Here is a 13,754-nt window from a genome sequence, read left to right on the forward strand (position 1 = left end):
CCAAAAAGTAGGCCCGCCCTTGGCTCGGCTCCGGTTCCGTCGGTGGCTCCGGCCGAACGTAGTCTCGGGGAACTCCCTGCAGCAAATATTCGGCCCGACCCGACAGTAGGGACCTATAGCAATGAGCGATCGTGTCTTAACACGCTCGTGGGAGCCTCGAAACCTCTAAAACCTGGATTTCAAGGCATGAAGGTGTAGAACATCACGCCGGCGGCATTGATCAGCACGTCAACACGGCCGTAACGCTCCGTGGCAATGCGAACCAAGTCCAGGACTTGTTCGCGCTGCGTGACATCCGTCGGTGCGACGAAGCAAGCGCCCCCTTGCTCCTCAATGAGTGCTTTCACTGTGTTGAGCTTGTCGGCATTCCTGGCGGCCATGACGACGGTGGCACCGTGAGCGGCCAAGGCGATCGCACTCGCTCGGTCAATGCCAGAAGACGCACCCGTGCAAATGGCCACGCGACCTTTTAACCTTTGGGATTGAATCGAATATTTTTCGGCCCGGATCAACCAGTAGGTTTTGATGCCGTCTTCGATGTCTTGGAGTTTTTTCTTAAATGTTTCAACCGTCTTTGCGATCGCGGCGACGGAATACTGTGCAGTGATTTGATCCTCCTGCGCCAGCAGACGGTCGAGTTCGGCCCGGGTGTGACGAGCGTAGCCTTCCGTGTCGTCGGAAACTTGAATCCGGATGAATGTATTGTGCTCGAAGAGATCGTAATACTCTGAGCGCATGAGCAGGTGATAGCCCTTGCTCTCGAGTACGGCCTGTTGCTCTTGGGTCAATGGCCGATCGGAGATACCATAGTCCGTGGCCAGGAATTTGCCTCTGGGCTTGAGCTCAGCTTGTGTACGTTTTCTTCGATCATGGGGACACTCATGTACTCGGTTGTGGGCCACTAGAGGCATCCGGCTCGATGCGATCGGCGGACCGGGCCTGAAGGTATCGATTAATGGCTTTCAAATCATCCGATCTGACCATCTTTTTTCCCGGTGCAATCCGCTTGTATACGTTTTCTCGGATCGCGGGGACGCTCATATACTCCATTGTGGCTGACTCGGGGGAGCCGGCTCGACGCGATCGGGGGACTCAGCCTGAAGGTATCGATTGATGGCTTTCAAATAGAGGCCATGAAAGTGATGCACTCCTTGTTCGGTTTCACCTTTGTCGTTTCCGCTACAGACGACGAAACGCCCTCCTTTTTCGTAGGCGGGTGTCTTCATGCCCCGCTGCACGCTTTCAATAATGTCGATATCTTCCTGTTGTAACACTTTGTCAATATATTCGATGGCTTCCATTTGTTGAGCCGTTGGGGTCGATTCTTGGAAGAAGAAATCGAAGGTTTCGATGGTCGTTTCAGCATCAATCGGAATGAAGTGCCAGACCATCCAATTCGGATCGCCTGGGTAACGTAGCCAGCCGGTATTGGGCCACAGCCACCAGAGGAAATGTTCTTGGACGCTTGCCCCTTCAACGTTGTAGGCCGAGTTACTGGTCGGGCTGGCGGGTCCAATTTGGCTGGAATAAATATCGTATGTTGTGACCTGGTAATTACGCATATCCAGCAATGTAATGAGATCCTTCGTTGTAAAAGGCCCGCAACAGGCCCGCGCGATCGCGGACAGCTACGACCGGTCGCCCCTGAATGTCGATGGCGATATAGTCTCCGGGATGACGGAGCCGTTCAACATGGCAGACATACTGCCAACTGTTGTAAAAGATCGCCTCCCGCTCAATTTGCAGAAAATCCGGCTTGATATAGGCCCGAGCTGGCAAGGAGTACGAACATTTGGGATCGCTATTAAAATTTTCAGTTAAGGTTTTCAGCTCACGAATTGAGACCGTCATTTTTCAACCTCCGAATCGGATTCTGGTATATGCTAGTTGATCGGGTTGGGGCTTGGGAGTTGGGTGTGTCCGGAAAATCTGATTCAGTTCAAATACAAAAAACTGAGGTGACGGCGACTCGAGTCGGGCGGGTCGCTTTTCATTCCCGGTGTGAAGGCGCGGGGTTTTCCAAGTCCCATGCTTTCCCCATCAAAAAATCTCCCCCGCGATTTTGCGGGGGAGATGATCTCTGTGGGGTGCATCGGAGATTAGCGGGGGGCGGGTTCGGAGGTGGGAATCCCCAAGCGTTTGCGGAGGGACTCGGCCCTCCGGGAGGCGATCGCATTGTCGGGATCGAGGCTGAGGGACTTTTCGTAAGCTTCCAGGGCTTGGGATGTGAGCTTTTTGCGCTCGTAGGCGTAGCCGAGATTATTGGAAGCGGTGACATAATCCGGGTCGAGCTTCAAGGCTTCCTTATACTGACGAATGGCGATATCGTATTCTTCCTTGGCGAAGTGGGCGTAACCCAAGGCATTGCAGATCATGGCGACATTCTGAGGCGGTTCTTGTTCGTCCACCGCTTTCAGGGCCTTCTGCAACACGGAAACCGCCTGAGAAAATAACTTCTTGTCGTTGTAGATGCAGCCGAGTTGGTAATACTCCTGAGCCGTTCCCCTTTCATTAGCCAACTTATTTTGTAACTGGGACAGGTTATTTTCGACCCGGCGCGTTCTAAAAATCTGGCGCAGGATAAAGAATCCGGCACCAGACAAAAAAACCAGTAATAATACTAGATAGAAAACTGCTAGATTACTATCCATACCCTGTTTCAATCGTGATGAGTACAAGAGCATTCTGAAGACGGGCAGAATCACTTCCACCCATCATTCAGTGTCGGGCTCTACCCAGTTTAACAGGTTGCTTCCCCATCCGTTAGGATTGAGCTTGAGTGGCTTGGGCGACCACTTTCCCGAAGGTCTCCGGGTCGAGGACGGCTAATTGGGCCAGCATTTTGCGGTTAATTTGAATTTCAGCTTTTTTCAGATTCCCCATGAGCTGGCTGTAGCTGATGCCGTGCATCCGGGCTGCGGCGTTGATGCGGGTGATCCAAAGCCGGCGAAAATCGCGCTTGCGTCGCCGTCTATCGCGGTAGGCGTTGCGAAGGGCTTGCATGACGCGCTGATTGGCGATGCGGAAGTTTTTGGATTGGGAGCCGCGAAATCCTTTGGCGAGTTTGAGAACTTTTTTGCGACGTTTCCGGGCGACGTTACCGCGTTTAACTCGTGTCATGGTTGCTTTTGTCCTTAAAGTTGATTCAATCGAACTATAACGTTACAAATATGGCATCATCAGACGCACGTTTTCGGCATCTCGCTCGTTGACCAGTTGCATTTTGGACAAACGGCGCTTGCGGGTGGAGCTTTTGTGTTGCAGGAGGTGGCTCTTAAAGGCTTTGCGACGGGCGAGCTTGCCACTTCCAGTCACTTTGAAGCGTCTGGCTGCTGACTTGCGAGTTTTAAGTTTGGGCATGAAATGGCTGGAATTCGACACAAGCTCTTATTATATCACGGGCGAACCGATTCTCCGGAAACCTTGTCGGGGGTTTCTGGGATTCGGTTTGTAGTGGGGGAGGAGAGTCGGGCGGGAGTCGTTACGGTTTGGTATGGCGAATTTCGACGACGGTATGAACGTTACCCCGGGGGTTGAAGTCGCCTTTGATGTAGACTTCGAGGGGGTCGCAGGCGGCGATGAAGTCGTCGAGGATCTGGTTGACGGACTCTTCGTGGGAGATGTAGCGATCGCGGTAACTGTTGATGTAGAGTTTGATGGACTTCAACTCCACCACCCGCTCGTCCGGCACGTAGGTCAGATATATTGTGGCAAAATCGGGATAACCGGAAAAGGGACATTTGCAGGTAAATTCCGGCAGGACGATCTGGACTTCATAGCGACGCCCGACCCGGGGATTGGGAAATGTCACCAGCTCCCCTTCGAGAATCTCCCGTTCACCGTATTTCATTTCTGGGGAGGGATTCGATGCGGAAAGATGGGATGCGGCTTGGGGATCGTTCATGGTTTCGATGGCGGTGGACGACAAATCTCCTCAATTCGGTTGGTATTCAGTCGGGCTGAGTGCCGGCAATTCCTTGACGAAATGGCTTCGGATTGCTCTAATGGCAAGTATTATCCATCCCGGTTGACAATTGAATTTGGCTTCATCATAGCTCAACATGACGATTAATTATTGAGTGCCATGTCAAATCCTATACAAAATCCTACCGTCTCCAATGGGACTCCCCCGGGCGGTTCGAGTCCTTATTCTCCGTCCGTGCCGATTTCCCTCTATCGGGAGGTGACGGCGGAGTTACAGGCGTCCCAGACGCTGGTGGATTCTCTCCAAACCCAGAATCAACAGCTCCTCGAGCAGAATCAAAGTTTGCGGCACGAACTCGAGCACGTGATTCGGGCGGCGAGTCAACTTCAGCAGGCGATCGAAGTGGCTCGAGGGACGAGCCAGGTGGGACTTTCCCAAATGCCCCCGTCGGTTGCTCCGGCAGCTCATCCCAGTTTCGCCGTCAATTCGGGGGAGGCGGACGCTCCGGCGGTGCCTCCCCAAGGAGTGCCGGGCTTTTCGGCGGGTGCGGAATCCCAGAGTGGCGATCGCGATTTGGTGTTTCCCCCGCCGCCGGGACAACCGCAGGGTGGAGGCCAACCCGACCTCCAGTTTTCGGAGGAACCGGAAGGACGCCTGCGGCCGGCTTCCGGGCCGGAGCGGTCCGAATTGAGCGGGGTGTGGTTGGTGGTCTCGATCGCCCTGATCGTGGTCGCCGCCTTCGGTGCAGGTTACTGGGTGGTGCGCCCCCTGCTGCAACAGCGTTAGGTGGTGCCGGACGCGGACTTTTCCCCCAGACAGAAATTCCACGATTTGCCATCGTGGAATGATCTGTTTTCCCGTCGCAAAGCTGAGGGCTGGAAACCATTTGTCCCGGGCCGATTTTTATCGGCGAACGATACCGGTTTCGACCAGGGGAGCCACCGGGGCGGCGGTACTAGCGGAGGCGTCGGGGCCGCCCAGTTCTGGCTCGAAACCGCGCTTAAATTCGCGCCAGTTGACTTGCTGGGCTTGGAGGGCAACTTCCAAATACCGAGCGGCTTTGTGAGGATTGCCCCGGCCACAGAAAAATAGGTCGGCCGCAAAGTAGCCGTATTCGGGCCAAGTATGGATGGCGATGTGGGATTCGGCCAAGGTCGCCGTCGCGGTCACGCCGTGGGGACTGAACTGATGCACGCAAAAATCTATGAGCGTTGCTTCTCCGGCCGCAACTGCATCGAGAATGGCGCGGCGAATACGTTCGGGGTCATTTAAAAGATCTGCCGGACACTGCCAGGCGTCAATGACCAGATGGGTTCCCAATTGTTTCATTCTGCGCGGTTTCACCTCCACCCGATTAGGTCTCAAACTTTATTAGTCTATCACATGGATTTCGATGCGATCGCACCCCCGGGAAAGTGTTCGGAAATCCCCGGCCGGGGGGAGATACGGCGATCGCCCGAACTCCGTTCAGTGGTGGGTCGCCCCGTTGGGGAGGATCGTCCCCTCCAGAATGGTATCGTCCAAATTAGCGACACTCAAACTCGCCCCGATCAAATTGGCCTGACTCAGGTTGGCTCCGCTCAAATTGGCGCCCCGGAGGGAGGTGAGCAGCAGTCCCGCCCCGCTGAGGTTGGCGTGGCTGAGGTTAGCCCCTCGCAGGTCGGCCTCCAGGAGGTTAGCCCCGGTCAGATTGGCTCCGGTCAGATTGGCTCCCCGCAGGTCGGCTTTGCTGAGGTCAGCGAGTTGGAGGTCGGCTTCGTGCAATGTCAGCCCGTTGAGATTCGCCTGTTGCAGGTTCGTCCCCCGCAAATTGGCGCCGCCGAGTTTGGCGCCGTTCAAATTAGCCGCTCGTAAATCGGCCCCTTCCAAATTGGCGCCGGTCAGGTTGGCGAGGCAGAAGTTGGCGCGGTGCAGGTGGGACTCGCTCAGGTCGGCGGCCGTCAGGTCCGCTCCGCTCAGGTTTCCCCGGCAGATGTGGGCGCGGATGAGGCGGGCCGAGTTCAAATTGGCGCCGCTGAGATCGACTTCGCTCAAAATCGCCCGGGTCAAATTGGCCTTTCGGAGGTCGGCGGCATTGAGAATGGCCCGACTCAGGGTCGCCCCGACGAGGACGGCCTCCGCGAGTTGGGAACCGTTGAGCAGGCAGGTTCCGATCAAACTGGCGCCGGTCAAGTTGGCGCCGGTCAAGTTGGCGCGGGACAAAATGGCGCCGGTCAAAATGGCCCCGCTCAAGTCGGCCTGTTGCAAGCAGGTTCCGGCGAGGCTCGCGCCGCTGAGGGTGGCGTCGATCAAAACGGCCATCGACAGGTCGGCGCCGTTGAGATCGGCGCGATTCAAATTGGCGGCGACCAGGCGGGCTCGAACCAGACAGGCGTCCGTCAGGTCGGCGCCCGCCAGGTCGATGCGGTTCAGGGTGGCTTTTTTCAATGCTGCCGCGGTCAGGGAGATGCCGCCAAAGTTTCGTTCTCCCCGGGCGTATCGAGTTAAAAGTTTGTGGGCGCTAACTGTTTCACTAGCCTTCATACAAAATCAGAAATTGACTTGAATCTGTTGAAACGGAAAATCTTCGATCGACTCAACCCAAACCGGTTCGTAGGGCGAGCGTGCGAACCGTTCGGTTCACAAAATGTCAAGTCGCCGATCTCCGGGCGATCGGATCGGAAATGGGATTTCGCGCCAACTCGGATCGGCCGTCGAAAATACTCTAAAACAACCGCCTGTCGGCGACTGTATCGGACGTTGCCAGAGATATCGACCGTCTCCGAAGCCCGGTGAGGTCGGGACAATCCCATTCAGCTCGTATCGCCGGCAACGAGTCTGTAATATTCCAGGGATGCCCGACACCGGATCGATGGTGGGGTTCGGTGGGGGCGGCTCGGGGTGGGGAAGCGATGATTTTCGGCGTGAAGCGATCGGCTCTCGGGCTGACCGGGAGGACGGGGGGTCTGTCGGTCGCCCGTCACGAGGGATTGAAGAGATGGGGGACGGTCAAATTCGGCGGCTGAGGTGAGTATCTCGGAGCATGGCAGATGTCGGGGGAGAATTCTACTTCCCCGCCCCACCCAATCGGACCGATCGCGATTTGCAACTCCCATAAAAAGTATGTTCCTTTCCCCATTGCTCGAACCTGATGCCTCGGACGTGCGTTCACTGCTCGGGGACTCATCCCAGGAGGGAGCAGGAGCCGGGGAATCTGTCAATTGATTGGTTGACTTCGATACATTGTTAAAATTGCCCCTGAGTTAAGGATAATGTCTGGGAGATAAACTGGGCAAGGTGCGCCGCTCGAATTGAGTCGGGCGACAAGGGTCAACTGTGCGGATGGGGGGGTTCGCCACCCGAAAATTCTCAACATGGAGATCGAGTTAACGGAAACAGGAGGTAGCATGGAAGTTCGTGGCGTCTGGCTCACCAGTACGGATAGCAGGGTTCTCTACTCTCGACCCGCGATCGCCCAGGCGATGGAGTTTTTGGCCGATACGGGTTTTAACGTGGTGTTCCCGGTGGTGTGGAACAAGGGAGTCACCATGTACCGCTCTCAAGTGATGAGCCAAAATTTCGGGGTGGAGATTGATTTCTATGCCAGAGGACGCGACCCCCTGGCGGAGGTGATCGAAGAGGCTCACCGGGTCGGACTGAAGGTGATTCCGTGGTTCGAGTACGGGTTCGCGAGTTCTTACCAGCAGAATGGGGGACGCATCCTTACCCGGAAACCTCACTGGGCGGCGATCGATGCCCGGGGCAATATGGTGGTCAAAAATGGGTTCGAGTGGATGAATGCCCTGGACCCGGAGGTTCAGAATTTTATTTTGAGTTTGATTTTGGAGGTCGTCCGCAAGTACGATATCGACGGGATTCAGGGGGACGACCGGATGCCGGCACTGCCCTCGGAGGGGGGATACGATCAAAAAACGGTTCAACGTTACATTGACGAGTTCGGCCGCCAGCCGCCTCTGTACCACAAGGATTCGCAGTGGTTGCAGTGGCGGGCGAATATTTTGACGGAGTTTCTGGCCCGTTTGCGGCGGGAGGTGAAGGCGATCAAACCTAACTTGCTGATTTCGATGGCGCCGAGCGTCTACAGTTGGGGGTTGAATGAATATCTCCAGGACTATATCGCCTGGATCGATCGCGATTTGGTGGACATGATTCACCCGCAGTTGTACCGCCGCAATTTTTGGAGTTACAAAGGTTTGGTGGATAAGTTGGTGGATGTCCAGTTTAGGGATTGGCAGTTGCCCAAACTTTCTCCGGGTCTTTTGGTTCGGGTGGGGTCTTACCACATCAGTCCGGACGATCTGTTGAAGGCGATCGATTACAACCGATATCGGGGCGTTAGGGGGGAGGTTTGTTTCTTTTACGAAGGACTCAGGCAGAATAATGATGCGCTGGCGAATGCGTTGAAACGGGGGCCCTATGCGAGTCCGGCTCGGCTGTAAAGTGGCGATCGCTCTGGGGTTGGGGGCAATGGATCGCCCCCATTTTTAGTTTGATATTACCTTTTATGATAATTCCCATTCTAGAATTTCTCGCAAAGCAGCGATCGCTTCTAATGTGACTTGAAAAGAGTCTTGCAAGATTTTTAAATAAAATTCTGCTTCGATTTTATCCAAGACCCGATCGCCGCAAGAAGTATGCCAAACCATAATTGCAAAATCTGATCTAATAACTCAGATGTACAAATCCATTTTACCTGACGATTCCGATCCTGTCACTTCCAGTGGTCATCCGCCGTCTGAGCCATTGCCACTGGTGAGTGTTTGTATTCCGACTTACAACGGGGAGCGGTTTTTGGCGGAAGCGATTTCGAGTGTGTTGCTGCAAACGTATCCGGCAATTGAGCTAATTATTGCTGACGATGGTTCGACGGATGGGACGATCGCGATCGCCTGTTTATTTCGAGAAAACGCCCCTGTCAATATTCGGTTAATTGTTCAGGAAAATCAAGGGATTGCCGACAATTGCAATGCCGGCATTTCCCAGGCTAATGGAAAGTATATAAAGTTTGTATTTCAAGATGATTTATTGACATCTGACTGCATCGAAAAAATGGTGGATGTCGCCGAACAAGATCCGCAAATTGGTCTGGTTTTTTCCCGGCGAGAGATGGTGTTTGATGACGGGGCGGAAAATGACCCAAATTTGAGGATGGTTTACGAGAATTTCCGGGATTTGCAGCGGGGATGGTCGAATTTGAAGCCGCTGCAGTGGGGGCGAGAATTGCTGGCAGATTCGCAGTTATTTGAGCATCCGATCAATAAAATTGGGGAACCTACGACGGTTCTGCTGCGTCAGGAAGTATGCGATCGCGTGGGAGGATTCGATCCTCACTTAAATCAGTTGGTCGATCTGGATTTGTGGTGGCGGATTTTCGCCGTCGCCAAGGTAGGTTTTATCGACGAAACCCTATCTTATTTTCGGCTGCACGATCGCCAGAAAACCTGTCAAAATATGCGGGAGGGGACAGATACAGATCTCGCTTTTTTTGAAAAGGTTTGTTTTGCGGATGAGTATCAATTTTTATCACCGGCACATCGGATCAGATCGCTGCTTATTTATACGACGATTTTAAACCACGAGTTGCGGGGAGGTGAACCGTCCAAATTGGAGGCGTCGAGGCGGCTGCGTCGGGTGAGGCGATCGCTGGCGGAAAAATGGCTCGGTTTATCCAACTTGAAGGAAACCGATTTGATAAATTTGGCAGCAATCCGTCAGATACTTGGCAATGGCGAACTTTGCGACCCTTGAAAAAACCGATAAATTCATTCATTATCTGTGTTAAACTGGAACCATTTGCAAAATATTGTGTTGAGGATGTTGAATTATGGCAACGTTTTTAACTCCGAGTATAAACTTGGGGATTTTGGGGATCAATGCCCTGCTCGGTTCGCCACAAGATGATATTATTTTTCTCACTCCCGGACAAGTGTTGCCCCACCCGGATGGCGTGTTGCTTTTAGCCGGAAATGACAGTCTACAATCTCCGGAAACGATCAACGAACCGGTACTCATCAATGGCAACCAAGGGTTCGATACTATTTCTGGGGGGAATAGTGGCGATCGATTATTTGGGGGGCAAGATGGCGATCGCATTTTCGGCGGATTAGGAAGAGATAACATTTTTGGAAATCTCGGGAATGATTTCCTGGAAGGGGGAAGGGATCAAGACTCTATCTATGGCGGACAAGATAATGATACGGTCGTCGGAAATGAGGGCGACGACATTCTCTATGGCGATCGCGGAAATGATGTTTTAGATGGCGGTTCGGGTCGGGATACGCTAATCGGCGGTTTCGACGATGACATCTACATTCTCGACGCGGATGAAGCCAGTTCCCGGCTGGCAGACGTGGATGAAATTCGCGGATTTACCGCCAATAACAATCTCTTGCTGGGGGATAAAATTGATGTCCTCGGCTTGTCCAATCTTGACGAGATCGACACATTGAGTTTGGAACGCGATCGCCCGGACTTGTCCCCCGGTCAAAATGATGTCAACGGCGACGGATTGAACGATATCATTCTTGAATTAAATAATGGCGATTTTCTGGGGGTGATTATCAACGATGGGAACCTACCCCGGCGATTACTCATCGACTTCGACTTTCTACCCTAATCGCAGTGTGGGAAGGAATGATAAGATAGACTCACTTGATTTGGGTGTAGGTTTTAAACGGTTCGACATCGGTCGATTCACTCAAATTCACTTCCACCCTTACAGCAGGTGTTTGATATGGACAACAACGCCAAACCCAATTTTGCTTCGCCCAAATTGGCTTTACTGTGCCTTTCTGTCGCTCTGTGCTGGGTGGGGACGACGGCAACCCAGGCGACGGCGACGGCAAAAGCGATCGCCCAAATTGAAGAACTCGGCAGCGACAAGCGTCAAAACCGACTCGCGGCGGTCAAAGCCCTGAAACAGATGGGTTCTGCGGCGGTTCCCGTGTTGGTGGAAGCCCTCGGAGATGCTGACCCCGCCATCCGGCGCGCCGCGGCCTACGGCTTGGGTTCGATGGGATCGGAGGCGGGGGAAGCCCTGCCGGCCCTGCTGTCGAGCCTCAAAGATGCCGATCCGGCGGTGCGGATGGATGTGGCGGTGGCCCTGAAACAGGTCGGACCGGCTTCCCCGGCGGTTCTGGAGGCTGCGATCGCGGATCTGGCGGGAGCCCTGGACGATGAAAATCCCGCCGTCCGCCAGGGGGCAGCCTTCGGCCTGGGAACCCTGGATCAGGCGGCGGCGGTGGCGGTTCCGCAACTGATCGCCGCCCTCAAAGATGCCGACGAGGAGGTTCGCATCGGCGCCGCCATCGCCCTGCGTCGCGTCGGGGAACCGGCGGTTCCCGCCCTCCGGAAAGCCCTCGAAGACAGGGATATGCAGGTCCGCACCAAAGCCGCCTTCGCCCTCGGAAAAATCGAAGCGGCCCTGATCGCCCCCATGACCCGAGCCCTGGAAAACAGCGATCGCCAGGTGCGGCGGGACGTGGCTAAATCCCTCGAAACCCTCTCTTCACCCCGCATCGCCCAAGGAAACCGCCCGTCTCCGGGGGGATGTGGGCCCATCCGCCCCAATTCTGGCCCGAGTCCGTCCCCCGGCGGCAGTGCTCCCATCCGTCCGAATGGGTTCAGATAAAGTGGGGGATCAATTGATATAGCAATTCTTTAATCATTCTGAAAAATATCAGGCCCCCAAACCCCCAATTCTGGGGGCTTTGAGACGATCGAAATTTCACGAATCATTTCACACTGCTATAGTTGATAATCGATCATTTTCAATTGTCGATTTTCCCGATACCTTTGTATGATTGATACGGGTTTTAAAAGGGCAAATCTTCACTATCAGTCTGGATGTCGGCTGATGGAGTCGGGACAGTTGGCGGCGGCGGAGTCGGAGTATCGGCAAGCGATCGCCATCTGTCCCGATCTTTGTTGGGGTTATTTGGGTTTGGGCGGTCTATTTTTGCTGCAAAATCAACCCGAACGGGCGATCGCAACCTACGAAGAAGCCCTGGAAAAAACGGTCGCTCCGGAACTGTTGGAAGCTTTAGGACTGGCTTGGGTCGCCGCGGGAAATGCTCGCCGGGGATCGTTTTATTTTGCCTCCGCCGCCCACCATCGGGGGGAATATGAAACCGCCCTCCGTCACTATCGAGAATTCCTGCAAAATCAGTTCGAGAATTTGGAGGTTTCCCTCGCCCTCGCCGACTGCTATCAAAAACTGAATCGATACCGAGAGGCGATCGCCATTTATCGAGCTCTGATCGAAACCCTTCCGACGGCGACGGAACCTTACATTCCCCTGATGGCGGCATTGCAAGAAACGGGCAAAATCGAAGAGGCGATCGTGATCGCCGAAACCGCCCTGAAGCAATTTCCAGGTAACATTCCATTGAAGTTTGCCAAACTGCGACTGCTGCCACTTCTCTACAAGAATCCCGAAGAAATTATCGCCTATCGCCGACGGTTTGAACGAGATTTGACGGCTTTAATTGCGAAAACGCCAATTGACGAAACGGAAACCCTGCGAGGGGTCGGGGATGGGACAAACTTTTATTTGCAATATCAGGGAGATGAGACCCTCTTTAAAAACGAACTATCCGAGAAAGAGTTGCAGCGAAAATATGGGGAATTCGTGCATCGGGTGATGGTCGCCCACTATCCCGGCTGGGGACAACCTCCAGTTATTGAAAAACGGGGTAAAATCAGGGTCGGCTACGTCTGTTCGTTCTTGCAGTGGCACACCGTCGGCAATTTATTTTTGGGTTGGGTGAAGGAGTTGGATCGCGATCGCTTCGAGGTTTACTGCTATTATACCGGGCGGGAATGCGATCGCATGACGGAGTTGTATGAATGGTACGCCGACCGCTTTTATCACATCCCCAATGACCTGGAAAAAGTCGCCCAAACCATCCACCGCGATCGCCTGGATATTCTGGTATTTTTAGAACTGGGAATGTGTCCCCAAACCCTGCAACTGGCGGGGCTGCGACTCGCCCCGGTTCAGTGTGCAACCTGGGGACATCCGGTGACGGCGGGATTTCCGACGGTCGATTATTTTATCTCCGCCGAACTTCTCGAACCCCCCGAGGCCCAAAATTATTACGGCGAAAAATTGATCCGGTTGCCGCATTTGGGAATCTCCATTCAACCGCCCCAACTCCCGGAGCTTGAAAGGCGGCGATCGGATTGGAATTTGTGGGAAGATGGGACGATCTATTTATCCTGTCAATCTTTGTTCAAATATTTACCACAATATGATATAATTTATGGTGAAATTGCCCGCATGGTGCCACGATCGCAGTTCGTTTTCATGTCCCACTGGAACTCGGAAATTACCGAACAGTTTCGCGATCGCCTGTATGCAGCATTTCGGCATTTGGGGCTTCGGGGCGAGGATTGCTGCATTTTTTTACCCCGCCTCGAATATTCGGAATATCTGCAACTTCACCGGTTGGTTGATGTCGGTTTGGATACGTTCCAATTTACCGGATTTGCGACGACATTGGACGCGATCGCCTGCGGTTTGCCGATCGTCACCCACGAGGGAAATGTGATGCGTGCTCGCCAGTCGGCGGGGATTTTGCGGCGGTTGGGAATTACGGAAGCGATCGCCAAAACTGAGGCGGAATATGTGGAAATTGCGGTGGAGTTGGGGTTACACTCGGAAAAAAGGGAGGCGATCGCTCGGGAGATCGAAAAAAATCGATCTTGCCTTTACGACGATCGCGACTGTATTCGAGGATTGGAACGGGTTTATACGGAGATCCTCGAACCACTTAAAAACAGATGATCTCCCCCGCCCCATCCCCCCCAGCCCCCATCCCCCCCAGCC

At 54.0% G+C, this 13,754-nt stretch carries 16 protein-coding genes; 6 read left to right on the forward strand and 10 right to left on the reverse strand.

The features are described 5' to 3' along the window. Positions 1–179: 179 nt before the first annotated feature. The 7 genes from AC0QHF_RS02300 to queF all read right to left on the reverse strand — a co-directional run bounded on the left by AC0QHF_RS02300 (position 180) and on the right by queF (position 3,904). Positions 180–788, reverse strand: a complete 609-nt coding sequence (locus tag AC0QHF_RS02300) for an SDR family NAD(P)-dependent oxidoreductase (protein WP_324702565.1) — start codon at positions 786–788, stop codon at positions 180–182. Between the two features lie 249 nt (positions 789–1,037). After that, complete coding sequence (locus AC0QHF_RS02305; RefSeq protein ID WP_324702579.1) at positions 1,038–1,562, reverse strand: SRPBCC family protein; 525 nt, start codon at positions 1,560–1,562, stop codon at positions 1,038–1,040. Further along, positions 1,555–1,851, reverse strand: coding sequence for a Rieske 2Fe-2S domain-containing protein (locus AC0QHF_RS02310; RefSeq protein WP_324702566.1), 297 nt, complete (start codon positions 1,849–1,851; stop codon positions 1,555–1,557). Before AC0QHF_RS02310 ends, AC0QHF_RS02305 begins: the two co-directional genes overlap by 8 nt. Before the next feature lie 248 nt (positions 1,852–2,099). Further along, positions 2,100–2,651, reverse strand: coding sequence for a tetratricopeptide repeat protein (locus AC0QHF_RS02315; RefSeq protein WP_324702567.1), 552 nt, complete (start codon positions 2,649–2,651; stop codon positions 2,100–2,102). Between the two features lie 112 nt (positions 2,652–2,763). Beyond that, positions 2,764–3,120, reverse strand: coding sequence for a 50S ribosomal protein L20 (gene rplT / locus AC0QHF_RS02320; protein WP_324702568.1), 357 nt, complete (start codon positions 3,118–3,120; stop codon positions 2,764–2,766). 42 nt (positions 3,121–3,162) lie between these two features. Next, positions 3,163–3,360, reverse strand: coding sequence for a 50S ribosomal protein L35 (gene rpmI / locus AC0QHF_RS02325; RefSeq protein ID WP_324702580.1), 198 nt, complete (start codon positions 3,358–3,360; stop codon positions 3,163–3,165). Positions 3,361–3,481: 121 nt separating this feature from the next. Next, complete coding sequence (gene queF / locus AC0QHF_RS02330; RefSeq protein WP_324702569.1) at positions 3,482–3,904, reverse strand: preQ(1) synthase; 423 nt, start codon at positions 3,902–3,904, stop codon at positions 3,482–3,484. Positions 3,905–4,084: 180 nt separating this feature from the next. Here queF and AC0QHF_RS02335 point away from each other — a divergent pair, with 180 nt between their 5' ends. Next, the gene (locus AC0QHF_RS02335) at positions 4,085–4,711 is read left to right on the forward strand and encodes a hypothetical protein (RefSeq protein WP_324702570.1); all 627 of its coding nucleotides are present in this window, start codon (positions 4,085–4,087) and stop codon (positions 4,709–4,711) included. Between the two features lie 117 nt (positions 4,712–4,828). Here the strand turns inward: AC0QHF_RS02335 and speD are convergent, their stop codons facing one another. Together speD and AC0QHF_RS02345 are read right to left on the reverse strand one after the other, a co-directional pair. Beyond that, entirely contained in the window at positions 4,829–5,254 is a 426-nt protein-coding gene (gene speD, locus AC0QHF_RS02340; RefSeq protein ID WP_324702571.1) for an adenosylmethionine decarboxylase, read from the reverse strand. Between the two features lie 138 nt (positions 5,255–5,392). Beyond that, complete coding sequence (locus tag AC0QHF_RS02345) at positions 5,393–6,448, reverse strand: pentapeptide repeat-containing protein (protein ID WP_324702572.1); 1,056 nt, start codon at positions 6,446–6,448, stop codon at positions 5,393–5,395. Between the two features lie 863 nt (positions 6,449–7,311). Between AC0QHF_RS02345 and AC0QHF_RS02350 the strand changes: the two genes are divergently transcribed. Continuing rightward, complete coding sequence (locus AC0QHF_RS02350) at positions 7,312–8,364, forward strand: glycoside hydrolase family 10-like protein (protein ID WP_375341395.1); 1,053 nt, start codon at positions 7,312–7,314, stop codon at positions 8,362–8,364. Positions 8,365–8,427: 63 nt separating this feature from the next. Here AC0QHF_RS02350 and AC0QHF_RS02355 read toward each other — a convergent pair whose 3' ends face one another. Further along, on the reverse strand, positions 8,428–8,571 hold the full coding sequence (locus AC0QHF_RS02355) for a hypothetical protein (RefSeq protein WP_324702574.1): 144 nt from the start codon (positions 8,569–8,571) through the stop codon (positions 8,428–8,430). A gap of 106 nt (positions 8,572–8,677) precedes the next feature. On the opposite strand from AC0QHF_RS02355, the gene AC0QHF_RS02360 reads away from it, so the two are divergent. The 4 genes from AC0QHF_RS02360 to AC0QHF_RS02375 all read left to right on the forward strand — a co-directional run bounded on the left by AC0QHF_RS02360 (position 8,678) and on the right by AC0QHF_RS02375 (position 13,712). Continuing rightward, a complete protein-coding gene (locus AC0QHF_RS02360) occupies positions 8,678–9,673 on the forward strand; it encodes a glycosyltransferase (protein ID WP_324702575.1) in 996 nt (331 codons plus the stop codon). Positions 9,674–9,749: 76 nt separating this feature from the next. Then, positions 9,750–10,541, forward strand: a complete 792-nt coding sequence (locus AC0QHF_RS02365; protein WP_324702576.1) for a calcium-binding protein — start codon at positions 9,750–9,752, stop codon at positions 10,539–10,541. Between the two features lie 117 nt (positions 10,542–10,658). After that, on the forward strand, positions 10,659–11,555 hold the full coding sequence (locus AC0QHF_RS02370; protein WP_324702577.1) for a HEAT repeat domain-containing protein: 897 nt from the start codon (positions 10,659–10,661) through the stop codon (positions 11,553–11,555). Between the two features lie 168 nt (positions 11,556–11,723). Further along, on the forward strand, positions 11,724–13,712 hold the full coding sequence (locus AC0QHF_RS02375) for an O-linked N-acetylglucosamine transferase, SPINDLY family protein (RefSeq protein ID WP_324702578.1): 1,989 nt from the start codon (positions 11,724–11,726) through the stop codon (positions 13,710–13,712). Positions 13,713–13,754: the final 42 nt, after the last annotated feature.

The sequence above is a fragment of the Lyngbya sp. CCY1209 genome (genome assembly GCF_055795065.1).